The sequence below is a fragment of the Deinococcus sp. JMULE3 genome (assembly GCF_013337115.1).
GTDB lineage: Bacteria > Deinococcota > Deinococci > Deinococcales > Deinococcaceae > Deinococcus.
Window position 1 is genome coordinate 510,106 of record NZ_SGWE01000004.1, and the last position, 25,561, is coordinate 535,666.

Here is a 25,561-nt window from a genome sequence, read left to right on the forward strand (position 1 = left end):
AGGCAGGCTCCGACCCTCCCCTGCCCCTTGTGGGGTTTCTGTCGCGCCAGGACGGCACTTCACGCTAGATTGCCGGGTGTGACCCTTCACTGGCGGGACCTGACGTCGGCGCGGCGCACGCGGCTGCCGGCGGTGCGCGGCGCGGTGGCCCGCCCGCGCCTCCTGGACGCGCTGGACGCCCGCGTGCTGCTGGTGACCGCGCCTGCCGGGTACGGGAAGACGACGGCGCTGGCCGAGGCGGCTGCGGCGCGGCCCGGGCCGGTGGCGTGGTTGACGCTGGACAGTGACGACGCCGATCCGCTGGTGCTGGCGGCCAGTCTGTCGCTGGCGGTGCAGGGCCTGCCGGGCGGGGCGCGTCCCGGGGAGGCGCTGGGGGCCGGGGCGTCGCCGCGGCGGGTGGCAGGGCTGGTGGCGGACGTGCTGGACGGCTGCGCGGCGCTGCTGGTGCTGGACGAGGCGCAGGGCCTGTCGGGCACGCCGGGCGCGGACCTGCTGGGGGAGCTCCTCGCGCCGGGCGAGGGTCGCGTGGCGCTGCTGTCGCGCACGGCGCTGGACCTGCCGGAGCTGGCGCGGCTGGAGGTGTCGGGGGACGCGGCGCGCCTGTCGGCGGCGGAACTGGCGTTCACGCCCGCCGAGATCGCCGCGCTGTTCGCGTCGCAGGGCCTGACCCTGTCGGGCGCGGAGGTCCGGGCGGCGCACGCGGCGACCGAGGGCTGGCCGATCGCGGTGCGGTTCCTGACGCAGGCGGCCGCGCAGGGCCGCGTGACGCCGGCGGACCTGGCGGACCTGGAGGGCGGGGACGCGCCGCTGGGGACGCTGTTCACGTACCTCGCGCAGGAGGTGCTGGGACCGCTCGACCCGTCCCTGCGGGGCCTGCTGACGCGCAGCAGCGTGTTCGAGGAGCTGATTCCGGCGCTGCTGGAGGACGCGCTGGACGAGCCGCGCGCGCGCACCCTGCTAGACGCGCTGGCGGGCAGTGGGACGTTCCTGACCCGCGCAGGTGAGGACACGTACCGCGCGCACCCGCTGCTGCGCGCGCACCTGCGGGGGCTGCTCCCGCCGGAGGAGGCGCGGGCGGTCGCGGCGCGCGGCGCGGCGTTCTTCGAGCGCACGGGGCGGCTGCGGCGGGCGCTGGCGGCGCACCTGCTGGCCGGGAACGCGGCGCGCGCGGCGACGCTGCTGGCCGGGCGGGGCGGGGTGTGGCTGGCGCAGGGGCGGGTGACGCTGGTGGACCGCAGCCTGTCGCGCCTGCCGCGCGCGGTGTGGACTCCGGCGCTGCACGCCCTGGCCGGGGACGCCCTGCGGCTGGCGAGCCGCTACGACGAGGCCCGCGCGGAGTACGCGCTGGCAGGCCCGCTGGACCGCGCGCTGGGCGAGGTGCGCCTCGCGCTGGACACCGTGCAGCCCGCGCACGCCTGGGGGCCACTGGACGAGGCGGCGGCGCTGATCGGCGGGGACCGGCAGGGCGAGGTGCGTCGCCTGCGGGCGGAGAACCTGCTGAACGCCGGACAGCTGGCGGAGGCCGTGGCGCTGGAACCCGAGCTGCGCGGCGGGGCGCGCTACGCGCTGAGGTCCGGGGATCTGGACGCGGCGCTGTCGCGGGCGCTGGCCCTGGCGGACGGCGAGACGGGCGGCGCGCGGGCCGCGCAGAATCACCGCGAGGGCCTGCTGCTGGCGAGTTTCCTGCACGCGGCGCGGGGCGAGGTGCATGCGGCCGGGGCCTGCGCGCGGCGGGGCCTGGCCGAGGGTGAGCGGCTGGAGAGTCCGTTCGTGCAGGCACTGGCGCTGGCGCGGCTGGGGCACGCGCAGCAGGCGGCGGGGGACTTCGCGGCGGCCCGTGAGAGCTACGAGGCGGCGCTGCGGCAGGCGCAGCACGTGGCGGGTCGCCTGCAGGTGGAACCCCTGATGGGGCTGGCGGCACTGGCGGGCCGCGCGGGGGACGGCGCGCGCGCGCAGGCCCTGACGGCCGAGGCGCGGGGGCAGACGGGCGGGGACCGCTACATGGAGGGCCTGCTGGTCCTGACGGCCGCGCTGGGGCTGGCGCAGGGTCCGCTCGCCCCTCAGGCACCGGACGGGCTGCGGCAGGCGACGGCGCTGTTCAGCGCGTGCGGGGACGCCTTCGGGCAGGCGGCGGCGGCACTGGCCCTGTTCACGCTGGACGCGGGAGGTGCCGGGGCGGCCGCGCAGGCGGTGACCGCGTACCCGTTCCTGCTGGGCCGCCCGTCCCTGTTCGCGCCGGTCGCGTCCCGCGCGGGCCGCGCGGCGCTGCTGGCCCGCCTGGGCGAGGCTCACCCGGATGCGCGTGGCGCGCTGGCGACGGCGGCCCGCGAACTGGGGTACGCGGCGGTGCCGGACCCGGCGGACACGCCGGGGTTCGAGGTGCAGGTGCAGGTGCTGGGCCGCGTGGCGGTCCTGCGCGAGGACGGCCGGGTGCGCGAGTGGGGCCGCGCGAAGGCCCGCGACCTCCTGGCCCTGCTGGCCGTGCACCCGGCGGGCCTGCCGCGCGAGGCGGCGCAGGAGGCGCTGTTCCCCGACGCCGACCCGGGCGTGGGCGAACGGAACTTCCGCGTGACGCTGCACGCGCTGGGGCAGGTGCTGGAGGAGGCGCGCGCGCGCAGCGGCGTGTTCCTGGAACGCGGGGACTGGTTGCGCCTGCGGCCCGGCGCGGACCTGCACGTCGATCTGGCGGCCGCCTGGGCGCACCTGGGGCAGGCGGCGGGGACGCCGGGCCGCCTGGAGGCCCTGCTGGCGCTCCCGCCCACGCTGGCGGACGTGGATCTGGAGGACGTGGCGCGTGAGGCCGAGCGCTACGCGGCGGCCCTGCCCGAAGCGCTGGCTGCCGAGGCGGAGGTGGCCCTCGCGGTGGCTCGCCCGGACCGGGCGGCGCGGGCGGCCGGGCGCGCCCTGAGCCTCGATCCGGCCCATGAACCGGCGGCGCGGGCGCTGATGCGCGCGCAGCACGCGCTGGGGCGCGGCGCGGCGGCCGGGCGGGTGTACGCGGCCCTTTCGGCGGCGCTGGCGGACCTGGGACTGCGCCCCCTGCCGGAGACGCAGGCGCTGTGGCAGGCGCTGTCGGGCGCGCGGGCCTGAGGCGCACACCGCTGGGCGTAACCGCCGCGTGACGCCTGCGGCCTAGACTCCGCGCATGACGCAGGACACGCAGAAGCAGGGCAGGGCCGCGCTGGTCACGGGCGGCACGAGTGGCATCGGGCTGGCGATCGCGCAGCGCCTCGCGCAGGATGGGCTGCGGGTGGCGGTGCTGGACCTGGACCGCCCGCAGGCGCGCGAGGTGGCGCGGGCGCATGGGCTGGCGTTCATCGGGGCGGACCTGTCGCGCCGCGAGGACTGCCGCCGCGCGGTGGATGAGGCGGTGGCGGCGCTGGGTGGGCTGGACGTGCTGGTGAACAACGCGGGCTTCCAGCACATCGATCCGATCGCGGAGTTCCCGGAGGACACGTGGGACGCGATGCTGCACGTGATGCTCACGGCGCCGTTCCTGCTGAGCAAGTACGCGTGGCCGCACCTGACCCGTTCCGGGCAGGGCCGGATCGTGAACGTGGCGAGCATTCACGGGCACGTGGCCAGCCCCTTCAAGAGTGCGTACATCAGCGCGAAGCACGGCCTGGTCGGCCTGACGCGCACGGCGGCGCTGGAGGCCGGTGAGCAGGGCCTGACCGTGAACGCCATCTGCCCGGGGTACGTGCGCACGCCGCTGGTCGAGGGGCAGATCGCGGATCAGGCCCGCACGCGCGGCCTGACGGTGCAGGAGGTCGAGCAGAAGGTGATGCTGGAACCCGCCGCGATCAAGCGCCTCCTGAACCCGGAGGACATCGCGGCACTCGCCAGTTACGTGGTCAGCCCGGCGGCGTGGGGCATGACGGGCGCGGTGCTGGACCTGGACCTGGGCTGGACCGCCCGGTAACGCCCAGCCTCTACAGCAAGAAGATGGAGGACGGTTCCATCAACCATCCTCCATCGTCTAGCGACCTTCAGCGGGGTTGGCTGCTGAGGACCATCACGTAGGCGGTACCGCGGGAGCCCTGGACGACGGCGGCGCCGACGTGGGTGTAGCGGCGTTCGTTCATCCAGAAGCAGTGCACGGGGGACTGCAGCCACCAGCGGATCGCCTGTTCGGGGTTCTGGCTGCCGCCCATGAAGACGATCTCGGTGACGCTGACGGCGTTCACGCCGGTGCTGGCGGCGCGGACGCGGGGGGTGCTCCCGTTCGCGCCGGTGTGGGTGATGCGGCCCGAGGCGCTCATGTACCCGGCCTGCATGCGCGCGGCGGCGGAGAGGGCCGGGGTGAACGTGAGACCGCCGGCGACGGGTCGGGTGCCGCTGCCGGGGCAGGTGACGCCCTGGGCGCGCACCTGGTTCAGCCGTTTGATCAGCTGCTGCTCGGCGGTGGACTGGGCCGTGGCGGGGAGTCCGAGGGCCACGAGGGCCGCCAGGGCTCCCAGCGTGCGCTGGGCGGTCTGCATGAGCATCGTGAACCGATCTTAACCTGAATGGCAGATGAAGGAGATGGGAAAATCGGCATTCCCTCTCATGTGTCCCCACGGGGTCAACCGCAAAAAGGATGAGGTCCAGGCCTCGTGTGCCTGGACCCCGGAATGAAACGGTGTGGTTAGAGGAGGCCGCTTCGGCGCAGCAGGGCGTCCGCGTCGGGGTCGCGGCCCATGAACTCGCGGTACAGCTCGGCGGGGTCGGCGCTGTTGCCGCGGCTCAGGACGCTGTCCACGAAGGCGCGGCCCGTGTCGCGGTTGAAGATGCCTTCCTGCGCGAAGCGGCTGAACGCGTCGGCGTCGAGCACCTCGGCCCACTTGTAGCTGTAGTACCCGGCGCCGTAGCCGACGGGGCTGCTGAACAGGTGGTTGAACGCGGCGATCATCGCGTAGTGCTCGGGCAGCGGGGTGGGGTTGAAGGTCGCCATCAGGTCGCGGGCGTACGTGACGTGGTCGGCGTCGCCTTCGGGGTCGAACTCGACGTGCAGGCTCAGGTCGGTCAGGCCGAAGGAGTACTGGCGCATGGCGGCGTTCGCGGCGCGGTAGTTGCGCGCGGCGACCATGCGGTCGAACAGGTCCTGGGGGATGGTCTCGCCGGTCTGGTAGTGGCGGGCGAACAGGTCGAGCGCGCCGCGTTCCATGACCCAGTTCTCCATGATCTGGCTGGGGAGTTCCACGAAGTCCCACGGGACGCTGGTGCCGCTCAGGCTGCGGACCTCCACGCGGCTCAGGGCGTGGTGCAGCAGGTGCCCGAACTCGTGGAAGACGGTTTCGACTTCACGGATGGACAGCAGGGCGGGGGTGTCGCCGTCGGGGGGCGTCATGTTGCCGCACATCAGGCCCAGGTGCGGCGCGACGCCGCCTTCGCGGGGGCCGCCGGTGATGAAGGCGTTCATCCACGCGCCGGCGCGTTTGCTGTCGCGGGGGAACCAGTCGGTGTAGAAGCTCGCGACGTGCGTGCCCGCCTCGTCGTGGATGGTGTAGTAGCGCACTTCGGGGTGCCAGCCGGGCGCTTCGCTCTCGGTGACGCTGATGCCGAACACGTGGCGGGTGATCTCGAACAGGCCTGCCAGGACGCCGTCCATGGGGAAGTAGGGGCGCAGGGCTTCCTCGTCGAAGTCGTACTTGACCTGCCGCTGCTTCTCGGCCCAGTACGAGACGTCCCAGGCTTCCAGTTCGGGGGCGTCGGCACCGACCTGCTCGCGGTGGAAGGCGCGCAGGTCGTCGTTCTCGCGTTCGAAGGCGGGACGGGTGCGGGCGTCCAGGTCGCGTTCGAAGGCCAGGGCGCGCGTGCCGCTGCCCGCCATGCGGTCCTGCAGCACGTAGTCGGCGAAGTCCCTGAAGCCCAGGAGCTGGGCCTTCTCGCGGCGGAGCCCAAGGATCTCGCGGATCAGGGGGCGGTTGTCGCGGCCCTCCTGCTGACCCACGCGGCTGTTCGCGAGCCACAGGTCGCGGCGCAGTTCGCGGTCGTCGGCGTACGTCAGGACGGGCACGAGGACCGGGGCGTGCAGGGTCAGGCGGTGCCCGTCCTTGCCCTTGGCTTCGGCGTCGCGGCGGGTGGCGTCCTGCACGCGCTGCGGCACGCCCGCCAGTCGCCCCTCGGGCACGTACATTTCGAAGGCGGCGGTCTCGTCGAGGACGTTCTTGCTGAACTGACTGGTCACCTCGGCCAGGCGGGTGTTCAGGGCCAGCAGGCGCTTCTGCTCCTCGCCCTGCAGGTCGGCACCCTCGCGGCGGAACTCGTCGATGGTGAGTTTCAGGTGCCGGGTGCGCACCGGGTCGAGCGCGGCGGCCTCGGGCGTCTCGGCGAAGGCCTTCAGCGCCGCCCACAGGCCGGGGTGCAGGCTGAGTTTCGTGTAGAACTCGCTGGTCCTGGGCAGGATCGCCATCTTCGCGGCGTGCCATTCGGGGCTGCTGTTCACGCTGTCGAGGTGGTGCACGATGGTGTTCACGGTGTCGAGCTGCTCGGTCAGGGTGTCCAGGTCCGCCATGAAGTTGGCGAAGCCGCGCTCGCCGCTGCGGGCGAGGTCCTCGAGTTTCGCCTGAGTCTGCGCCAGGAGGGTGTCCACGGCGGCCTCGGCGTGCTCGGGGCGGATCTGGTCGAAGGGAATGCGGAACCCGACGTTCAGCAGGGGGTTGCTGACGCCGGTCGCCTCGGGTTGGGTTGCAGTCATCACCCCGGAGTATAGACAGGGCGGCTGAGCGCACCGTAAGCCATTTGACGTGCCCGGCGGTTGCGGGGCGCGTGCTGTAATCGTGCATGGACGCGACCCTCCCCCGCCTGCACGCCATCGTGGACGCCGATCTGGCCGCGCTGCGCACCCTGGCTCACCCGGACAGCCCCGTCAGCGTGGACGACCTGACCCGCCTGAGCGCCACCCGCCGCCCGGGCGAACACCACACCCAGCAGGCCGCCTTCGAACACGGCGAGGCGAGGGGGGCCGTGACGACGGGCGTGCCGCGCATGGACGCGCACGACGGCTGGCTGGACCTGACCCTCACCCTCCACCCGCAGGAGGCCGGGGGGCCACTGGCGGACGAGCTGCTGGACGCCGGGCTGGGCGTGCTGCGCGCAGCGGGCGCGACGACCGCCGTGACCCGCGTCCGCGAGGACTGGTGGGAGCACGACTTCCTGCGGGCGCGCGGCTGGCAGGAGGCGGACCGCATGTGGCTCAGCACCCTCGACCTGCGCAGCCTGGACTTCGCCGCGTTCGCCGCCGACGAGGCCCGCGCCCGCGCGAGCGGCGTGCGGATCGTCCCCCTGAGCGACCTGGGCGGCTGGGACGCGCACCAGCGGGAGCACTACGAGCTGATCCACGCGCTGCTGACCGACGTGCCCAGCGCCCGCCCGGTGCAGGTCTGGCCGTTCGACGTGTGGCTGGAGCGCATGCCCACCCTGCTGCCCGACACGAGCGGCATCATGATCGCCCTCGCCCCGGACGGCACGTGGGTGGGGACCAGTCAGCTGTCGCAACCCATCGCCACGCGCCCCGGCTTCGTCCACAACGGCCTGACCGGCGTCCGCGCCGGATGGCGCGGGCACGGCCTGGGCCTCGCGCTGAAACTCGCCGCCGCCCGCGCCGCCCTGGCACGGGGTTTCACGCACTCCCGCACCGGGAACCACGTCATCAACCGCCCCATGCTCGCCATCAACGAACGCATGGGCTTCGCGCGTGAGGCGGCGACGGTCACGCTCACGCGGGAAGTGGGGAGTGGGCAGTAGGCAGTGGAAAGAGCAGGTGGGCGCGTCGCCGTGACGCGCCCACCTTCGTGTGTCCCCACTCACCACTCCCCACTCACCACTGCCTACTCCCCACTGACCTCGGATTGCGCGCCGCGCAGGTTGGTCAGGAGCATCGCGTCGCCCAGCGAGTAGAAGCGGTAGTCGCCGTTCAGGGCGGCGTCGTACGCGGCGCGGATGCGGTCCTCTCCGGCGAACGCGGCGACGAGCAGCAGCAGGGTGCTGCCCGGCAGGTGCAGGTTCGTGATGAGCAGGTCCGGCACGTTGACGGGACGGCCGGGCGTGATGAAGATCTGCGTGTCGCCCTCGCCGGGCTGCACCTGCGTGCCGTCCCAGGCGCTTTCCAGCGTGCGGACGGTGGTGGTGCCGACGGCGATGACGCGGCGGCCCTCGGCGCGGGCGGCGTTGATGGCCTGCGCCGTGTCGGGGGTGACGTGCCAGCGTTCGGCGTGCATGACGTGGTCGGCGACACTGCCGCTGATGGGCCGGAACGTTCCGGCGCCGACGTGCAGGGTGACGTGCGCGGTCTGAACGCCCATTCCCGCAAGGCGTGCCAGCAGTCCGGGCGTGAAGTGCAGTCCGGCGGTGGGCGCGGCGACACTGCCGGGCTCGCGGGCGTACACGGTCTGGTAGCGTTCGCGCCACGTCTCGTCACTGTCGCCCGCGTCGATGTACGGCGGGAGGGGCAGGCGGCCGATGTCGTCCAGGTGCGGCAGGATGTCGTGGTCGAAGCGCAGCAGCCGCGCGCCGTCCTCCAGCTCCCCGACGACCTGGGCGCGGTGCCCGCCCTCGTGCGCCAGGCCGCCCAGCCACAGTTCGTTCCCGGCGCGGCGGGCGGGTTTCAGGTACGCGCTCCAGACGTGTCGGCCCAGCTCCGGGCGTTCCTCGGCGCGCAGCAGCATGACCTCCACGCTGCCGCCGCCGTGCCCGTGGGCGTCCACGGGTTTGCGGGCCATGACGCGGGCGGGGATGACTTTGCTCTGGTTGAACACCAGCAGGTCGCCCGCTCGCAGGAACTCCGGCAGGTCGCGGAAGACGCGGTGCTGAATCTCGTCGCCCACGATCATCAGGCGCGAGGCGTCGCGGGGTTCCGCGCCGGTCTGCGCGACGCGGTCCTCGGGCAGGTGGAAGTTCAGGCGGTGCAGGACGGCGTCCGCCCCGGCGTGCGGCGTGGCGTCGGTCATCGGGGTTTACTCCTCGGTCTTGGGGGTGGCGGCGCGGGTCTGGCGGGCGGGCATCAGGCCGCCGTCGATGTCGGGCAGGTGCGTGAACCGGTCGGCGGCGTCCACGAGTTTCTGCGCGGTGTGCTCGCGGAACGCGATGACCTCCACGCGCTTGCCCCGCTCCTGCAGGACCTCCACGATGTCGGTGAAGTCCCCGTCGCCGCTGCCGAGCACCACGATGTCGAGGTGGTCCATCAGGCGCACCATGTCGGCCACGATGCCCATGTCCCAGTTGCCCTCGTAGATCGCCTTGCCGCCATCCGTGACGTGGTGCAGCGTGAGGTTCATGCGCCGCACCTTGAAGCCCAGCGTGGACAGCTTGTAGATGAACGGGCGGGCGGTGGCCTCGTTCTCGCGTTCCACGGTGTAGCTGATGGCGTGCACGAGCTCGCGGCCCTCGGTGGCGGTCTTCAGGATCGTCTCGAAGTTCACGGTGCGTTCCATCAGGTCGCGGGCCGAGTGATAGAGGTTCTGCGTATCAATGAACACCCCGACGCGGGGGCGGTGAACGACGTATTGCATGGGAATTCTCCTGTTGTGGTGGAAGCTGGGCGGGAAAAGGGCGGGATGGGAAAGGAACGAAAGGGAAAAGCTGGCCCGGCGGGCGCAGCGCTGGCAGTGTAACACCCGGGGCGCGCGGGGCGCCGGGAGTGGGGTGTGGGCCGTGGGGAGTGGGTGGGCCTGACTCGGGCGGGTGCGTCGGTCAGTGCCCGTTCACATGCACAGCGACCCCGCGCCGTCAGGGGTAGACACGTCCCTGACCTGTCCGGGCGGGGGCGGGTACGCTGGGCGCATGACGAGTGACGTGCAGAGTGAGGCCCTGGCGCAGGCGCGCGCGGCGTACGACGCGGTGAAGGCGAAGGGTCTGAAGCTGAACATGCAGCGCGGCCAGCCCGCCGACGCGGACTTCGACCTGAGTAACGGCCTGCTGACCGTGCTGAATGAAACGGACACGCACATGGACGGCCTGGACCTGCGTAACTACCCCGGTGGCGTGGCGGGCCTGCCGTCCGCGCGGGCGATGTTCGGCGCGTACCTGGACCTGAAACCCGAGAACGTGATCGTGTGGAACAACGCCAGCCTGGAACTCCAGGGGTACGTGCTGACGTTCGCGCTGCTGCACGGTCCGCGTGGCGGGCAGCCCTGGGCGGGGCAGAACCCGAAGATGATCGTCACGACGCCCGGGTACGACCGGCACTTCCTGCTGCTGCAGACGCTGGGCTTCGACCTGCTGACCGTGGACATGCAGCCTGACGGCCCGGACGTCGAGGCCATCGAGCGACTGGCGGCGGACCCGAGCGTGAAGGGCGTGCTGTTCGTCCCCACGTACTCGAACCCCGGCGGGGAGACCATCAGCGCCGAGAAGGCCCGGCGACTGGCGGGCGTGAAGGCGGCCGCGCCGGACTTCACGATCTTCGCGGACGACGCGTACCGCGCCCACCACCTCTCCCCCGACCCGGCGGGGCAGGACACGCCCGTGAACCTCGTGACGCTGTCGCGCGACGCCGGGTACCCGGACCGGACGTTCGTGTTCGCCAGCACCAGCAAGATCACCTTCGCAGGCGCCGGGCTGGGCTTCGTGGGCAGCAGCGAGGACAACATCCGGTGGCTGTCGACGTTCCTGAACGCGCAGAGCATCGGCCCGAACAAGGTCGAGCAGGCCCGACACGTGAAGTTCCTCCAGGCGTACCCCGGCGGGCTGGAGGGCCTGATGAACGATCACGCGGCGCTGATCGCCCCGAAATTCCGCGCGGTGGACGAGGTGCTGCGCGCGGAACTGGGGACGGGCGGCGAGTTCGCCACCTGGGGCAGTCCGCGCGGCGGGTACTTCATCAGCCTGGACACGACCGCGCCCGTCGCGTCGCGCGTGGTGCAACTGGCGGACGAGGCAGGCGTGAGCCTCACCCCGGCGGGCGCCACGTACCCCGGCGGGCGGGACCCGCATGACCGCAACATCCGCCTCGCGCCGACCCGCCCCCCGGTCGAGGAAGTCTACGAGGCGATGCGCGCCGTCGCGACCTGCGTGCGCCTCGCGACCGAGGAGTACCGCGCGCAGCAGAGCTGACGCCCCCGCCCGTCAGGGCGTCACCTGCTGACGCCTCTGACCGGCCGATCAGCTTGACTTCATGAGGCCGCCCCCCGACCATGGGGGTAATGCCGAACCGTTACGCTGGTTCACCCGACGACCGCGCCGCGCTGGACGCCTACGTGAAGTTATGGCGCGCCGCGCACGCGGTCGAGGTGAACGCCAACCGTCATCTTTCCGACCACAACCTCACCATCAGCCAGTTCGGCGTGCTTGAAGCCCTGTACCACCTGGGTGCCCTCAGTCAGCGGCAGCTGGCGGACAAGATCCTGCGCTCCAGCGGGAACCTGACAATGGTCATCGACAACCTGGAACGCGACGGGCTGGTCCGCCGCGACCGGGACGCGCTGGACCGCCGCATCATGCGGGTGACCCTGACCGACGCGGGCCGCGAGCTGATCGAGCAGGTGCTGCCCCGTCACGTCCGGGGCATCCGCGAGGTGTTCAGCGCCATGACGGCCGAGGAACTGGAGCAGCTCAGCGTCCTGACCCGCAAGCTGGGCCTCGCGGTGGGTGAGGCGGCGGCCCCGGATGCGGGTGACCGCCGCGCCCGGCGGGCCCGCCCGGCCACACCGTCATCCTGAACCGGCCTCCTGATCCGGCGTCCTGATCCGGCGTCCTGATCCGGCGTCCTGATCCGGCGTCCTGATCCGGGTCAGCTGACCTGGGTGCGGCGCAGGTCCGCGAGGTGCACGTCGTTGCGGCCCTGCGCCTTCACGCGGTACATCGCCAGATCGGCGCGCTGCACGACGTCCACGGGGTCCTCGGCCGGGCTGGCAGTCGCCACGCCGAAGCAGGCGGTGACGCCGTTCACGGTGCCGTAGCGGTGGTGGCGCAGATCGGCGCGCAGCCGGTCCAGCATGGGACGCAGGTGCTTGTCGCGCTGCTCGGGCAGGATCAGCAGGAATTCCTCACCGCCCCAGCGGGCCGCGAGGCTCCCCTCGGGCAGGTGACGGCGGGTGATCTCGGCGACGCCGCGCAGCACCAGGTCGCCCATGGCGTGCCCGTGCATGTCGTTCACGCGTTTGAAGTGATCCAGGTCGAACAGGATCAGCGTGTACGTCTGCTCACTGCGGGTCAGTTGCGACAGGCGTTCCTCCGCCGCGCGGCGGTTGGCGAGTCCGGTCAGCGGGTCGGTCAGCGCGGCGGCGCGCGCCGCCTGGAACTGGCTGCGCTGCACGCCCAGCGTGGCCTGCATCAGGGTCAGCACGGCGCCCATCAGCAGGAACTGCGCGCACGGTCCGATGAGGTGGGCGCGCATGTCGGCGGGCATCAGGATCAGGTTCGCGGCGCACACGAGGGTCGCCAGACCCAGGATGACCCCGGCGGCGCGGGCCGCCTGCTTCGGTTCGTACACCAGGAACGCGGCGACGTAGATCACCGCGAACCAGTAGGTGTTCTCCATCAGCGCCTGCGAGACACCGGTCAGGACTGAGAACTGGTGGTTCAGGGCCAGCAGCACGTAGGAGGCCGTGCCCAGAAACGTGACCTGCACGGCCGTGCCCACGCTGATCAGGCCGGTCGTCAGCAGCAGTTGCAGGGCCACCAGCACGACGATCAGGGTGGGCAGCGCCCACAGGTCCAGCGGGTCGAACTGCGGGTACTGCGAGCCGAGCGCAGCGGCGCAGGCGACGGCGCCCAGCGCGACCAGCCAGGTGAACATGCGGCGCTGGCTTAGCAGCCAGGAGAACGCTTCAGGAGTGGGATTCGCGACTGGTTTCTGCAAGGATCAACCCCGGAGTCAGGACGGGACGTTTCAATGAGGTGCGTTTGAGGTGCGTTGACGCGGCCCGGACAGTCTAGCGTGTGGGAACGGTAGGGATATGACCAGCCGGTCTTCACGTGGCGGGGGCGCGCCGGGTGAGGGGCGGGGGACATCGGCCGGGTCAGCCGCGCAGTTCGTGATGGACGCGGCAGCGGGCCTCGTAACTCTCCTGGGCGCCCACGAGGACGACCGGATCGTCGAAACGGGCCGGTTGACCGCCAATCAATCGTTGCGAGCGGGTGGCGGGCGCGCCGCACACCGTGCAGATCGCGGTGAGTTTCTCGACGCTCTCGGCGCGGGCCAGCAGTTCGGGCATGAACCCGAACGGTTCGGCGCGGAAGTCCTGGTCCAGCCCGGCGAGGATCACGCGCACACCGGCGTCGGCGAGGTCCAGGGCCAGGGGGATGATCGCCTCGTCGAGGAACTGCACCTCGTCGATGCCGACCACGTCGGGCAGCGTGTCGCCCTGGGCGTGCAGCAGGGTGCCCTCGCCGCTCAGGTGCGCGCGGATGTCAGCCGCGCCGCGCACCGCGACGGCGTGCACGGTCCGCCCGGCGTGACTGGCGACGGCGGACTCGTGATAGCGGTCGTCCAGCGCGGGTTTGAACACGAACACGCGCTGCCGGGCGATCACGGCGCGGGTCACGCGGCGGATGAGTTCCTCGCTTTTCCCGCTGAACATCGGGCCGACGATGACTTCCAGGTGACCGCCGTGGTAGGGGGATTTCAGCACGCCCGCGAGTATCGCAGATCGGGCGTGAACCTGCCGGGCCGCGCGGGCACCAGTCCAGCAGTCGGTCAGCCCAGCAGAAGGGACAGCAGAACCGCCCCGACCCTGGTGGGTGGGGGCGGCGCAGGCGCGGGGCGCTTACTTCTTCTTGTTGCGGTAGCTGTCGCCGAAGCGCTTGTTGAACTTGTCGACGCGGCCTTCGGTGTCCACGAAGCGCTCTTCGCCGGTCCAGAAGGGGTGCACGCCGCTCCAGACGTCCACGTGGATTTCGGGCTTGGTGCTCAGGGTTTCCATCACGACTTTACCCTGGTAGATGATCTTGGTGGGAACGACTTTGGGGTGGATGTCTTTCTTCATGGGTGCCTCCTCCGCCACGTCTGCGCCCCGGTCTCCGGTGCATGTGCGTAGCGGGCAACCCTGACAGTGTACCACGCCTGGGCCCTTCAGGGTGAGGGGCTGTCCCGGTCACGCCACTGCACGGGTCACGCCAGTGTACGGGTCACGCCATCGCGTGGGTCAGGACGCCCGGCAGGTGCTCGGTGGCAATCCAGTGCCGCTCCCAGCCGGGCCAGCTGTGTCCCAGCCGCAGATCCGGCAGGAGTTCGGGCGGGGTGCTCAGGCCGCGCGCACCGACGATGGCCCCGACCACGCAGGCGACCGTATCGCTGTCGTCACCGCCCAGCACGGCGGGTTCCACGCACGCCCACCAGTCCGCGCGGCGGGCGTGCGCGACGGCGGCTTCCAGGGTGTCCAGCACGTACCCACTCTGTGAGGTGATCGTGCCCTCCAGCCCGGAGCGGACGCGGGCGCGGACCTGCGCGCGGGCCTCACGCTCGCGGCCCCGGAAGGCGCGGTGGGCGTCCTGGGTGTTCAGGCCCAGCATCCCCGCGTCCACCAGCACGTCCCGCCCGTCCAGGCTGTCCATGACGCCCAGGGCTGCCTGCGCCGCCGCCGCGTAGGCCTGGCCGTCTGCGAGGGCCTCCATGAACGCCGTCAGGAACACCGAGGCGTACACGCAGCGCGGATCGGCGTGCGTCAGGGCCGTCAGGATCGCCGCCTCGCGCGCCAGGGCCGCGCCCCGGTGCCCGAGCAGCCAAGCGGCGGCCACGCGCATCAGCCCGCCGTTCCCGGCCCCGTCGAAGCCCCCGCGTTCCCAGGCCAGCGCGCCCCCGTCGAGCCGCTCCGGTTGCGTGAAGGTCAGTCTCAGGGCCTGGCGGGTCAGGCCGCCCACGTCGGGCGGCGCGGCGGCCAGCCACTCGCGGAATGCCGCGAGGACGCCCGCGTGGCCCTCGCCGCGCGCCGCGCCGAGCAGGGTGGCGACGACCATCTGGCTGTCGTCGGTGGCCTCGCCGGGCGCGAAACCGAACACGCTGCCCGGCTGGTACGCGCGGAAGGCGGCGCCGTAGCGCGCGTGGATCACGTCGGGGGATTTGAATTCCGTGGCGGCGCCCAGCGCGTCCGCCGCGCACAGGGACAGCAGCACGTCCAGAGGGTCAGGCATGTGACGATCTTCGCACGCCGCCGCCCCCGGCGGGGTGACCCCTCGCACCGGGGGCGGCGCGCCCCTACACTGAGGGTCACCTATGGTACGCGGCGATCTGGCAGTCTTCCCCTTCCTGTCCGTCATGCAGATGTTCCTCACGAGCGGACGCGCCGGGCGGCTCAGCGTGGACCACATCCGCGGCGGGCAGCTGTGGCTGGAACGCGGCGAGATCACGCACGCCGAGGCCGGCCGCCTGCGCGGCGAGCACGCCCTGCAGTTCATGGCCAGCCTGGACGCCGGGGTGTTCACCTTCGAGGTGGACCAGCCGCCCCCCAACCGCACCATGAGCCTGCGCCGCGACCCGGCCCTGCGCCGCCTGCTGGAGGACAACGCCGCGTGGGAGCCGCTGCTGCGGACCTTCCCCGACTGGAACAAACGCCTGCGCTTCACGGCGAAGTGGACCGAGGCGCAGCCCGTGACCCGCACGCAGTACCGCGTGCTGAACCTGATCTCCGACAGTGGCAACATCCGCACGCTGCTGGAACGCACCGCCGCGCCGCCCCGGCTGGTCCTGGAGACACTGAAGCCGTTCCTGCTGGCGGAACTGATCGAGATCAGCTGAGCCGGAGGCCGCGCCGCCGGGCTGGGGGGTGATACGGACTCCGATTGAATGGGCTGCACAGCCCGTTCAATCCGAGCAAAGCGAGTGGGAGCAACACGGGTTCCGGACGTGGAGCCGGCCATCCGGTGAAGTTCCGGATTGTTGGCGAAACAAACGGAATCCGTATGATCCCCCCCGGCGCGGTGTTTTTTCACATTCGGCGGGTCATCTGCGGCATGATGGGCATCCGGAGGACCCATGAGTGCCATCTCCCGCCCCACCAGCCGAACCAGTGACTCCCTGTCCCCCCGTGACGAACCGGCCCGCGAGGCCGCGCGTCCCGCCACGCAGGCGCACCCGTCCTGGCAGTTCCACGACCGCTTCGACCTGTGGGTCGAGTGGATGGAACGCGACTCCAGTGGCGTATGGCACGCCGCGCAGTCCGTCACTCACCGCACGTTCCGCACGCGCGAGGACACCCTGAAGCACGCCGAACGCGTGATCCAGCGGGGCGAGTTCCCCATGGAGCGCGCCATGCCCGTCACGCTGGTCCGCAACCGCCGCGAGGCCCTGCTGGCCGCGTTCCGTGAGGCCGAGGGCGACGGCGTGACCCTGATCCGCGACCTGACCTTCCCGGTCGGCGAGTACGGCCTGAGCGTCCGCGTCACGTGCGAGCGTCAGGCGCAACCCGTGCGGGCCGCGTTCAGCAGCGCCGCGAACCCCCTGCGCAGCCTGATCGGCCAGCCCGTGAAACTCACGGTGCTGATCGAGCACCCCTACGACGTGCTGAGCCGCGCGCAGGGCCCGCTGGACGTCAGCGACCGCGCCGCCCGCATCGGCGAGGACACGCACCTGTTCAGCGCGTCCGCGCAGGTCAGCGGTCTCCCCTACCAGAGCGCCACCGTGACCGTCCCGCGCGGCCTGCTGAAAAAACCCCTGCTGTACCGCTTCGAACGCCTTCCCGAGGGCGACGAGGCTCAGCAGCGCACCTCGCCCAGCGCACCCAGCGGGACCTCGCCGCGGTAGAGGACGTGCGGGACGTCCATCCACAGGATCAGGGGCGCTTCTTCCGGCAGGGCGCGCAGGCGGTCCAGGGTCGCCGGGAGCGCGGCTGAGTGCTCCCGCAGCGTCTGCGGCGTGAACGGCAGCTCGTCCGCCGGGTCCGGCGCGGGCTTCACATCTCCCGGCCAGGGGCGCACCAGCCGGACGCACGCCCGCGCCGGATCGAGGTGCGAGGCGTCCAGCGTCCAGAACCGCACGGGGGGAATCGCCCGGCCGCTCTGCCGCGCGGCGTCCAGCAGCGGCCCCGGGTTCACGGGCGAGAAGAACAGCACGTCGGTCCAGAGGCAGTCCAGCCGCCCGACCCGCTCCTGCATCAGCGCCTCGCGGCCCACGTACTTGGCCGCCTCGCGGGCGTACACGTCCGGGTGACGCTCACGCAGGGTGCTCAGGGGGAGCAGGTGATCGCCACGCACGTCCCGCACGGCGCGGTGATACAGGGTTATTCCAGTCGGGGGCACGCCCCGCAGGATGCCCGGCCCGCCCCCACCCCGCCAATGCGCCAGCGTGCGGATTGAAATGCCCGCCCCCCGGCGCGTACACTCCCGAGTGCAGTGACCGGGAGGAGTACCCGGGTCAGGCCCCCACAGGAAACCCGCCCCGCGACTGAGAGGGCAGGTGGACCGGCCCCCGGCGAACGTCACCCGCGAGCACGACGGCAGAACCCCCCCGCGCGGGGGGCGTAGAGCCTCCGGGTGCGCCCGATACAGCGCGCAGCGAGTGCCCCCCATGCAGGCGGGGAAACGCGGTGGTACCACGGGACACTCTCGTCTCGTCCGCATCCGGAAGTTCATCCGGCGGACGGGACGTTTTTCTGCTCTGGAGGCACCACATGGCACACAGCGAGATGACAGGCACCGAATGGCCGCTGACCGGGGCGGTCGAACTGGCCGGACGTCAGGGCTGCCGTCAACGGGTGCTCGCCTACATCACCCGTCAGCCTCACGAACTGCTCGTGTTCGAACATCCTCCCCGATACCCCGACGCGGGCATTCAGGTTCCGGCCGGTGGCGTCGATCCCGGGGAAACACCGGCACAGGCCGCCATCCGCGAAAGCTTTGAGGAAACGGGCCTGCGACTGCGCGCCCCGGTTCACCTGACCTCGATGCACTGGACCCGGGGCGAGGCGTCCCAGGTGTGGCATTACTTCTGGCTGAGCGCACCGGCGGACACCCCGGACAACTGGCCGCATGCCGTCACGGGCGACGGCGCAGACCACGGCATGACCTTCCACTGCCGGTTCGTCCCGATGGACCAGCATGACCTGATTGTTGGACATGGCTACGAAACGGCCCTGCCTCATCTTCACCGACTGACCGCCGCTACTTTTCTCTGAGTCCTCACTTTCAGGAGCATCCCTATGACTGACCCCCATACCCCCGACCAGACCATCACCCCTGACCAGACGCCGGAGAACGACGCGTCCACCCTCGCCAAGCAGTTCGACCCGAAGGCGGTCGAGCCGGGCTGGGCCGCGAAGTGGCGGAACGAGCCGTTCCGCGCGGACGCGACGAGCGGGAAGGAGCCGTTCACGATCGTGATCCCGCCGCCGAACGTGACGGGGAACCTGCACCTGGGGCACGCGCTGGACAACACGCTGATCGACACGCTGATCCGCTACAAGCGCATGGCGGGCTTCGAGGCGCTGTACCTGCCGGGCATGGACCACGCGGGCATCTCGACGCAGGTGGTCGTGGAGCGGCAGCTGCGCGAGCAGGGCGTCAGCCGTCACGACCTGGGCCGCGACAAGTTCCTGGATCAGGTGTGGGAGTGGAAGGCCGAGTCGGGCGGGATGATCCTGGAGCAGCTGTCGCGCCTGGGCGTCAGTGCAGACTGGACGCGCGAGCGCTTCACGATGGACGAGGGCCTGTCGCGCGCCGTGCGGCATCAGTTCGTGAAGCTGTACCACGACGGAGCCGCGTACCGTGGCGAGCGGATCGTGAACTGGGACCCGGCCAGTCAGACGACCCTGTCGGAACTGGAGATCGACCGCGAGGTCCGTAAGGGCAAGATGTACACCCTGTCGTACAAGCTGCGCGACCCGAACGCGGCGGCCAGCAACGGGGAGGCGGGTGAGATCCGCATCGCGACCGTGCGGCCCGAGACGATCTTCGCGGATCAGGCGATCGCCGTGCATCCCGAGGACCCGCGTTTCGCGCATCTGGTGGGGCAGGAGGCCCGCATTCCCCTGACGGACCGGTATGTGCCGATCATCGCGGACGAGGCGGTCGAGATGGAGTTCGGGGTGGGCGCGCTGAAGATCACGCCCGCGCACGACCCGACCGACTTCGAGGTGGGCGAGCGGCACGGGCTCGCGCGGCCCAGCGTGATCGACCTGCACGGCAACCTGACCCGCGACGGGCTGGTGCCCGCCGAGTTCCAGGGTCTGGAACGCTTCGCGGCCCGAAAGGCGGTCGTGAAGGCCCTGACCGAGGGCGGCGACCTGCTGGAGGAGAAGGACCACGACACCGCCATCGGCCTGTCGGAGCGGACAAAGGTGCCGGTCGAGCCGATCATCAGCGAGCAGTGGTACGTGAAGATGAAACCCTTCGCCGAGCAGGTGCTGGCCGGGCTGGAGCGCGGCGACATGCAGCTGGTGCCCGAGCGGTACGCGAAGGTGAACCGCGACTGGCTGGAGAACATCCGCGACTGGAACATCAGCCGTCAGCTGTGGTGGGGCCACCAGATTCCCGCGTGGTACGACGAGCAGGGCAACCTGTACGTGCCGGACCCCGAGAACCCGGACCTGGACTGCGATCAGGACCCCCGCTACGCGCACCTGAACCTGCGCCGCGACCCGGACGTGTTCGACACGTGGTTCAGCTCCAACCTCTGGCCGTTTAGCACTCTGGGCTGGCCCGACACGGACAGTGAGGACTTCCGGAAGTTCTACCCCACGCAGGTGCTCGTGACCGGGTACGACATCCTGTTCTTCTGGGTGGCGCGCATGCAGATGGCCGGGTACGGCCTGACCGGTCAGGCCCCCTTCAGCACGGTGATGCTGCACGGCCTGTACCTCGACGCGAAGGGCCAGAAGATGTCCAAGAGCAAGGGCAACGGCATCGATCCGCTGGAGCTGTTCGACCAGTACGGCGTGGACGCCAGCCGCTTCGCGTTCAGCTTCCTGTCCACCGGCGGGCAGGACATCAAGCACGACCCGCGCCGCTTCGAGCAGGGCCGCAACTTCGCGAACAAACTGTGGAACGCCGCGCGCTTCGCGATGCTGCGCCTCGGCGAGGCCCTCCCGAACCTCCAGACGACCGGGCACGAGGCCGACGAGGCCCTGATCCGCTACGTGCAGGGCGCGCTGGACGACAGCGTCGGCGAGATCCTGCGCAGCCGCGACGCTCTGAGCGCCGTGCGCGCCCGCACGGACCTGACCCTGGCGGACCGCTGGATCCTGTCGCGCCTGAACGCCGTGACCGCCGAGGCGACCGCGCAGCTCGACGCGTTCGACATCGGCGCGGCGATCCGCACGCTGTACACCTTCACCTGGGACGAGTTCTGCGACTGGTACATCGAGGCCGCCAAACCCGCCCTCGCGGAAGGCAAACTGTCCACGCTGGTGACGCTGAAGGCCACGCTGGAACACATCCTGAAGCTGCTGCACCCCTTCATGCCGTTCGTGACGAGCGAACTGTACGCCGCGCTCGGCCACCGCCGCCAGCTGGCCGTGCACACCTGGCCCGCCGCGGACGAGGCGCTGCACGACGCGGACGCCACCCGCGCGTTCGACGCCCTGCGCGCCGCCGTCGCCGCTGCCCGCAGCCTCAAGAGCGAACTGGGCCTCAGCCCGCAGGACCGCCTGAACGTCGCCGTGGAAGGCGACCTCGCCCCGACCGTGCACGAGAACGCCCGCGTGGTCGAGAGCATCGCCCGCGTGAACCTGTCCGGCGACCTGGAGGGCCGCACCCTGAGCCTCGTCGAGCAGGGGGTGACCGTCCGCGCGCCGCTGGAAGGCACCGTCGATATTGCCGACTGGATCGGCAAGCAGAAGAAACGCCTCGCGGAGTTCGACAAGCAGATCAAGCAGGCGCAGGGCAAACTGAGCAACGAGGGCTTCGTCGCCCGCGCCCCCGCCGAGGTCATCGAGGAGGAGAAACGCCGCGTGGCCGACTTCGGCGCGCAGCGCGAACGCCTGACGCAGGTGCTCGCGCAGTTCGAGTAAATCGGGACGCAGGGGGCGGGGCGCGGTGGGAAACCACGGCGCCCCGCCTCTGCTTCATCCCGGCGTGCGTTATGGACGGGCGTGTGCTCTGCTCTGGATATGAGACGGTGGATTCTGGGGGCTGGCCTGATGCTCCTTGGGCAGGCGCAAGCGGTCACGTTGACGGTCTGGACGCACTATGTCGGCCAGGACCTCGCGTGGGTGCGGGCGCAGAGCGCCGGGTACGCGCGGGCGACGGGCGTGCAGGTGCGGGTCACCTCGGTCGCGTTCGGGGACCTGATCGAACGCTGGGAGGGCGCGCGTGCCCGTCCGGACGTGGTGGTGGGCGTGCCGGACCACTGGCTGCCCGGTCTGGCCGCGCAGACGGCGCCGCTGGCCGGGGACGACCTGGGAGATCCGGCAGGCGTGGCGGCCCTGACCGTGGGCGGGGTGGTGCGCGCCCGACCGCTGATGGCAGACGCCGTGGCGCTGGTCGTGAACCGGGCGCTGGTGCCGGGCGGGATCGGCAGCTGGGCGGATCTGGAACGCGCCGCCGCAGCGGATGGGCCGGGCGTGGCGCTCGGGCCCCACGATCCCTACCTTCAGGCCGGGCTGTTCCGGGCGTTCGGCGTGAACCTGCTTGCTCCTGCGCCGGACCCGGCAGCAGTCAGCCGCGCGGGGTGCGCGCTGCGCCGCGTCGGTGGGCCAGGCGCGAGCCTGAACGAGGCGCAGGCCCTTGAGGCGTTCGGGCAGGGCCGTCTGGGTGCCGTCCTGACCGGGCCGTGGAATCACCCGCCGCTGGTGACGTCAGGCGTGACGTACAGCGTGCAGCCGCTGCCCACCCCCCTGGCGCGCCGCAATCCTGGCAGCCCATCGTCGGGTACCAGGGCGTCGCAGTGGATGCCCGGACCAGGGCCGTCCGCGAGGCCGAGGCACTGGCCCTGCACCTGACCCGCCCTGAGGCGCAGCTGGCCCTGTACAGGGCGGGAAGCCGCCTGCCCGCTCGCGGCGCAGGAGTCGTTGCGACAGCAGCAGGATCCCTGGGGCTTCATCCAGGCCATCCGGGCCGGCCGACCCGAGGCCGCCTTCGGGAACGACGGCTCCGCCTGGGACCGGGCGCAGGCGACGCTGGACGGCGCGCTGGGCCGCCAGGGTTGCCACTGATCCGCGTGGCGTCCGTCCGGCGGACGGTGCCAGTCTGGCCTCCGCTCGACCCTGTGTGGGTGTCGCCGGGCGCGCCGCGCAGATGGCGCAGCAGGTCACGGCGCGTGTCCCGCTGCCCTGCTCTATGATGAGCGGCATGGCGTATACCATTCTCGTCGCGGACGACGAACCGGCCATCCGGACCATGCTGGAGGTCATTCTGTCGGCGGACGGGCACGACATTGTGGCGGTGCCGGACGGCAAACTGGCCCTGGAGTACCTCAAGGAACACACGCCCGACGCGATGCTGCTGGACGTGAAGATGCCGTTCATGGACGGCTTCGAGATCTGCTCGCGCGTCAAGCGGATCAAGCGGCTGCGGGACACCCCGGTACTGCTGCTGACAGGCTTCGATGACGACCAGACGCGCGATCACGCGAAACTGGTGGGCGCGGACGACATCGTGTACAAGCCACTGTCCGGCAAGAACCTGCGCGGACGGGTGAATCAGCTGATCGAGGCGCGACGGCGTTGACGGGCGCAGCCGAACGGGGTGCAGCGTGATCGTGCTGCGCTTCCTGAAATTTCTGACGTCGTTCCTACTCGCGGCGCTGCTGGCCGCGGCGGGCGTCGTGACCACGTACGCCCTGAAGTGGGGGCGGGAACTGCCGGATTACCGCGAACTGGACAACCTGACGCGGTCGCTGGGGTCCGAGACGAAGATCTTCGCGCGGGACGGCGCGCCGCTCGGCACGCTGATCCCGAAGGTGGGGGATCAGGCGATCAGCCGCACGATCGTGACCCTGGGCGAGATCAGTCCGTTCATGGTGGGCGCGCTGATCAGCAACGAGGACCGACGCTTCTTCGAGCATTACGGCCTGGACCCGTACGGGCTGGGACGGCAGGTGCAGCGCGCAGCGCGGGGCGACAGCGTGCAGGGCGGCAGTACCCTGACGAACCAGCTGGTGAAGAACACGCTGCTGCTCGAGGAGTACCAGCAGGCCCGCACGCCGGACCGTAAGTTCAAGGAGTGGATCCTGAGCGTGCAGGTCGAGCGGTCGTTCACGAAGGCCGAGATCCTGCAGACGTACCTGAACACCATCTACTGGGGGACGGCGGGCCGGTGGAACTGTACGGGATCTACTCGGCGGCGCAGGCGTACTTCCGCACGACGCCGAAGGACCTGACGCTGGCGCAGGCGGCGTACCTGACGGTGCTCGTCCCGAACGCCGGGCGGTACTTCCGGTACGAGGAGATGCGGCCCCTGATGCGGGTGCTGCTGTCGCGGATGGTCGAGGACGGCTGGATCACGCAGGCGCAGATGGACGCGGCGTGGCAGGAGAAACTCCAGCCGCGCGGCTGGCAGGTCACGTACGACGCGGGCGGGAACGTGAAGACCGCGAAACTGGTGGACCGCAGCGCGAAGGAACTCAAGGCGGTTGTCACGACCCGCGCGCCGCACTTCACGCAGCAGGTCGAGCAGGAACTCGTGCGCCGCTTCGGGCGGGACGTGGTATACGGCTCGGGTGGCCTGCGGGTGTACACCACGCTGGATTCCAAGGTTCAGTCCGCGGTGGAGACCGCGAGTCGCGAGGCGACCGGTCTGCCACCGAGCGCGACGCTCGCGGCGACCATCCTCAACCCGTACACGGGCGAGGTGCTGGGCATGATCGGGCAGAAGCTGCGCGGCAGTGAGCCCCCGGCCGCGTGGAACAACGCGGCGCAGGGGCAGCGGCAGATCGGGTCCACCATCAAGCCGCTGCTGTACACGACGGCGCTGTCCACCGGGCTGGACCAGTCGCACCGTGAGGAGGACCGGCCCGTCTCCTTCCCGTGCACGGGCTGTAAGAACGGCGTATACGAACCCGAGAACTTCGAGGGAGCCACCACGTACCGCGACATGACGATCCGCGAGGCGCTGGACCGCTCGCTGAACCTCGTGACGGTACGGCTGGCGGACCGGATCGGCCTGCAGACGTTCTTCGGCAAGATCCGCGAACTGGGCCTGCAGACGAACGACGGGACCGGACTGGCCGCCGCGCTGGGCGCCGTCGAGACGACCCCGGTGAAGATGGCGGCCTCGTACGCGCCGTTCGTGAACGGCGGCCTGTACCGCACGCCCCGGTACATCACGCGTGTGACCGACGCGCGTGGCTCCGTGCTGTTCGACGTGAACAGCCAACCCGTCCAGGGCAAGCGCGTGTGGACGCCGCAGGTGGCGTGGCTGGGCCTGGACATGCTGCGCGGGGTCGTGAACGACCTGAACGAGGCGCAGGGCGGCCTGGCCGGACGCGCGAAGTTCGGCGAGTGGCCCGTCGCCGGGAAGACCGGCACGAGTAACGGCCCGAAGGACTTCTGGTTCGTGGGCACCACGCCCCTGTACACCGGGTCGGTGTGGGTGGGCCGCCAGCAGGGTGGGGACATGCCCAGCCGCGGGTACTACTCGGGGTACGTGAACGCCCCGATCTGGCGGCGCATGATGGAACTCGCGCATCAGGGGCAGGCGCTGCGGCAGTTCAGCGAACCGCCCGGCATCCAGTACGTGGACGCCCCCGATCAGCAGTTCCTGCCGAACGTGAAACTGGCGGTGCTGGACCCCAACTACCGCGACGCGGCGAACACCGAGGTGCAGACGGACGCGCCGCCCCCCACGCTGTACCGCGAGACGACGTACCGGCCCGGGAATGATCCGGACTCGCTGCTGGTCAGCCTGGACCGCACGACCAACCGACTGGCGACCGAGTTCACGCCGCCGCAGAACATCGTGCAGCGCCGCGTGCAACTGGAGGACCTGCCCGGCTACGCGCCGGACGAGAGCCCCGCGCCACTCCGGGACGAGCAGCCCGACCCGGAAGCCGTGAAGGCCGCCAGGGGCGTCACGGGCACCACGCAGTCCGTTCCGCCAGCCAGCGCACCGTAACGGTCCCTTCCCACGCGCCTCCAGTGGCAGGGGGCGCGTTCGCCATTGAGTGCCCCCTCACCACTCCGTCATGCACCTGCGCAGAAGGCAGGGCATCATGGCAGGCATGATGCGGATTCCGTCTGTTCCGTTCACAACCCGGAACCTCACCGGGTTGTCAACTCCACGCCCGGAACCCGTTCCGCTCCAACTCGCGTCCGCTCGGATTGATACGCACACCATCCAATCGGAGGCCGTATGAGGTTGCGTCGCGCTCCCCTGCTGACCCTGCTGCTGACCCTGGGCATCTCGACCGCCGAGGCGCGCGTGCGCCTGGGGGAACCCCTGCCGCAGCATCCGTGGACGGCGGCGGCGCAGGAGGTCGTGGTGGTGTACAGCCACGACTGCGGGGACCTGGGCGACCTGTGGTCGGCGGTGCTGGCGGCGGGCCTGCCGGTGCGGGCCGTGAACGCCGAGGGGTTCCCCTCCCCCGCCCCGGCGGGCGTGCAGGCCTGGACGGGCGAGGCGGCAACCCTCTTCGCGCGGCAGCTGCGGGTGGGGGCGTACCCCACGGTCCTGCTGGTGCAGGACGGCCGGATCATGAACGCCTGGGAGGGCACCTTCAGCGGCAAGCTGGAATAGGGCGGCGGGACAGGCGGCCTGAGCGTGGGCCGCTAGA

At 71.2% G+C, this 25,561-nt stretch carries 24 protein-coding genes; 15 read left to right on the top strand and 9 right to left on the bottom strand.

Features of this window, described 5'->3' with window-relative positions; all coding sequences use genetic code 11:
- Positions 1 to 78 precede the first annotated feature (78 nt).
- Complete coding sequence (locus EXW95_RS21145) at positions 79 to 3,090, top strand: BTAD domain-containing putative transcriptional regulator (protein ID WP_174366578.1); 3,012 nt, start codon at positions 79 to 81, stop codon at positions 3,088 to 3,090.
- Positions 3,091 to 3,145: 55 nt separating this feature from the next.
- On the top strand, positions 3,146 to 3,922 hold the full coding sequence (locus tag EXW95_RS05260) for a 3-hydroxybutyrate dehydrogenase (protein ID WP_174366579.1): 777 nt from the start codon (positions 3,146 to 3,148) through the stop codon (positions 3,920 to 3,922).
- A 67-nt stretch (positions 3,923 to 3,989) separates the two neighbouring features.
- Here EXW95_RS05260 and EXW95_RS05265 read toward each other — a convergent pair whose 3' ends face one another.
- Complete coding sequence (locus EXW95_RS05265) at positions 3,990 to 4,481, bottom strand: CAP domain-containing protein (protein ID WP_174366580.1); 492 nt, start codon at positions 4,479 to 4,481, stop codon at positions 3,990 to 3,992.
- 146 nt (positions 4,482 to 4,627) lie between these two features.
- Positions 4,628 to 6,679: a M3 family metallopeptidase gene (locus EXW95_RS05270; protein WP_174366581.1), complete on the bottom strand. Its 2,052-nt coding sequence runs from the start codon at positions 6,677 to 6,679 to the stop codon at positions 4,628 to 4,630.
- Between the two features lie 86 nt (positions 6,680 to 6,765).
- Between EXW95_RS05270 and EXW95_RS05275 the strand changes: the two genes are divergently transcribed.
- Positions 6,766 to 7,728 carry an N-acetyltransferase gene (locus EXW95_RS05275; protein WP_174366582.1) on the top strand — a complete coding sequence of 321 codons (963 nt, stop codon included), beginning with the start codon at positions 6,766 to 6,768 and terminating at the stop codon, positions 7,726 to 7,728.
- An 83-nt stretch (positions 7,729 to 7,811) separates the two neighbouring features.
- Here EXW95_RS05275 and queA read toward each other — a convergent pair whose 3' ends face one another.
- The gene (queA, locus tag EXW95_RS05280; protein ID WP_174366583.1) at positions 7,812 to 8,930 is read right to left on the bottom strand and encodes a tRNA preQ1(34) S-adenosylmethionine ribosyltransferase-isomerase QueA; all 1,119 of its coding nucleotides are present in this window, start codon (positions 8,928 to 8,930) and stop codon (positions 7,812 to 7,814) included.
- Positions 8,931 to 8,936: 6 nt separating this feature from the next.
- On the bottom strand, positions 8,937 to 9,491 hold the full coding sequence (locus EXW95_RS05285; RefSeq protein ID WP_174366584.1) for an NYN domain-containing protein: 555 nt from the start codon (positions 9,489 to 9,491) through the stop codon (positions 8,937 to 8,939).
- Between the two features lie 271 nt (positions 9,492 to 9,762).
- Here EXW95_RS05285 and EXW95_RS05290 point away from each other — a divergent pair, with 271 nt between their 5' ends.
- Together EXW95_RS05290 and EXW95_RS05295 are read left to right on the top strand one after the other, a co-directional pair.
- Positions 9,763 to 11,034: an aminotransferase class I/II-fold pyridoxal phosphate-dependent enzyme gene (locus tag EXW95_RS05290; protein ID WP_174366585.1), complete on the top strand. Its 1,272-nt coding sequence runs from the start codon at positions 9,763 to 9,765 to the stop codon at positions 11,032 to 11,034.
- 89 nt (positions 11,035 to 11,123) lie between these two features.
- Complete coding sequence (locus tag EXW95_RS05295) at positions 11,124 to 11,639, top strand: MarR family winged helix-turn-helix transcriptional regulator (RefSeq protein WP_174366586.1); 516 nt, start codon at positions 11,124 to 11,126, stop codon at positions 11,637 to 11,639.
- Between the two features lie 71 nt (positions 11,640 to 11,710).
- Here EXW95_RS05295 and EXW95_RS05300 read toward each other — a convergent pair whose 3' ends face one another.
- The 4 genes from EXW95_RS05300 to EXW95_RS05315 form a co-directional block, all read right to left on the bottom strand.
- The gene (locus EXW95_RS05300) at positions 11,711 to 12,718 is read right to left on the bottom strand and encodes a GGDEF domain-containing protein (protein ID WP_174366587.1); all 1,008 of its coding nucleotides are present in this window, start codon (positions 12,716 to 12,718) and stop codon (positions 11,711 to 11,713) included.
- A gap of 223 nt (positions 12,719 to 12,941) precedes the next feature.
- Positions 12,942 to 13,553: a thymidine kinase gene (locus EXW95_RS05305; protein WP_174366588.1), complete on the bottom strand. Its 612-nt coding sequence runs from the start codon at positions 13,551 to 13,553 to the stop codon at positions 12,942 to 12,944.
- Between the two features lie 135 nt (positions 13,554 to 13,688).
- The gene (gene rpmE, locus EXW95_RS05310; protein WP_046844910.1) at positions 13,689 to 13,907 is read right to left on the bottom strand and encodes a 50S ribosomal protein L31; all 219 of its coding nucleotides are present in this window, start codon (positions 13,905 to 13,907) and stop codon (positions 13,689 to 13,691) included.
- A 142-nt stretch (positions 13,908 to 14,049) separates the two neighbouring features.
- Complete coding sequence (locus EXW95_RS05315; RefSeq protein WP_174366589.1) at positions 14,050 to 15,051, bottom strand: ADP-ribosylglycohydrolase family protein; 1,002 nt, start codon at positions 15,049 to 15,051, stop codon at positions 14,050 to 14,052.
- 82 nt (positions 15,052 to 15,133) lie between these two features.
- Between EXW95_RS05315 and EXW95_RS05320 the strand changes: the two genes are divergently transcribed.
- Positions 15,134 to 15,655: a DUF4388 domain-containing protein gene (locus EXW95_RS05320; protein ID WP_174366590.1), complete on the top strand. Its 522-nt coding sequence runs from the start codon at positions 15,134 to 15,136 to the stop codon at positions 15,653 to 15,655.
- 237 nt (positions 15,656 to 15,892) lie between these two features.
- A complete protein-coding gene (locus tag EXW95_RS05325) occupies positions 15,893 to 16,660 on the top strand; it encodes a hypothetical protein (protein ID WP_174366591.1) in 768 nt (255 codons plus the stop codon).
- Here EXW95_RS05325 and EXW95_RS05330 read toward each other — a convergent pair.
- Positions 16,612 to 17,154 carry a hypothetical protein gene (locus EXW95_RS05330; RefSeq protein ID WP_174366592.1) on the bottom strand — a complete coding sequence of 181 codons (543 nt, stop codon included), beginning with the start codon at positions 17,152 to 17,154 and terminating at the stop codon, positions 16,612 to 16,614. The genes EXW95_RS05325 and EXW95_RS05330 overlap by 49 nt on opposite strands.
- Before the next feature lie 371 nt (positions 17,155 to 17,525).
- On the opposite strand from EXW95_RS05330, the gene EXW95_RS05335 reads away from it, so the two are divergent.
- The 8 genes from EXW95_RS05335 (at position 17,526) to EXW95_RS05365 (ending at position 25,524) form a co-directional block, all read left to right on the top strand.
- Positions 17,526 to 18,029 (top strand): NUDIX domain-containing protein, encoded by a 504-nt coding sequence (locus EXW95_RS05335; RefSeq protein ID WP_254605516.1) that lies wholly within the window; start codon positions 17,526 to 17,528, stop codon positions 18,027 to 18,029.
- 24 nt (positions 18,030 to 18,053) lie between these two features.
- Positions 18,054 to 20,861 carry a valine--tRNA ligase gene (locus EXW95_RS05340; protein WP_174366593.1) on the top strand — a complete coding sequence of 936 codons (2,808 nt, stop codon included), beginning with the start codon at positions 18,054 to 18,056 and terminating at the stop codon, positions 20,859 to 20,861.
- A gap of 99 nt (positions 20,862 to 20,960) precedes the next feature.
- The gene (locus EXW95_RS05345; protein ID WP_174366594.1) at positions 20,961 to 21,791 is read left to right on the top strand and encodes an extracellular solute-binding protein; all 831 of its coding nucleotides are present in this window, start codon (positions 20,961 to 20,963) and stop codon (positions 21,789 to 21,791) included.
- 69 nt (positions 21,792 to 21,860) lie between these two features.
- Positions 21,861 to 22,004, top strand: a complete 144-nt coding sequence (locus EXW95_RS05350; protein WP_174366595.1) for a hypothetical protein — start codon at positions 21,861 to 21,863, stop codon at positions 22,002 to 22,004.
- A 127-nt stretch (positions 22,005 to 22,131) separates the two neighbouring features.
- A complete protein-coding gene (locus EXW95_RS05355; RefSeq protein ID WP_174368832.1) occupies positions 22,132 to 22,518 on the top strand; it encodes a PleD family two-component system response regulator in 387 nt (128 codons plus the stop codon).
- Between the two features lie 25 nt (positions 22,519 to 22,543).
- A complete protein-coding gene (locus EXW95_RS21275) occupies positions 22,544 to 23,170 on the top strand; it encodes a transglycosylase domain-containing protein (protein ID WP_371809919.1) in 627 nt (208 codons plus the stop codon).
- Positions 23,107 to 24,903, top strand: a complete 1,797-nt coding sequence (locus EXW95_RS05360; RefSeq protein WP_371809920.1) for a transglycosylase domain-containing protein — start codon at positions 23,107 to 23,109, stop codon at positions 24,901 to 24,903. Before EXW95_RS21275 ends, EXW95_RS05360 begins: the two co-directional genes overlap by 64 nt.
- A gap of 237 nt (positions 24,904 to 25,140) precedes the next feature.
- A complete protein-coding gene (locus EXW95_RS05365; protein ID WP_174366596.1) occupies positions 25,141 to 25,524 on the top strand; it encodes a penicillin-binding protein in 384 nt (127 codons plus the stop codon).
- Positions 25,525 to 25,561: the final 37 nt, after the last annotated feature.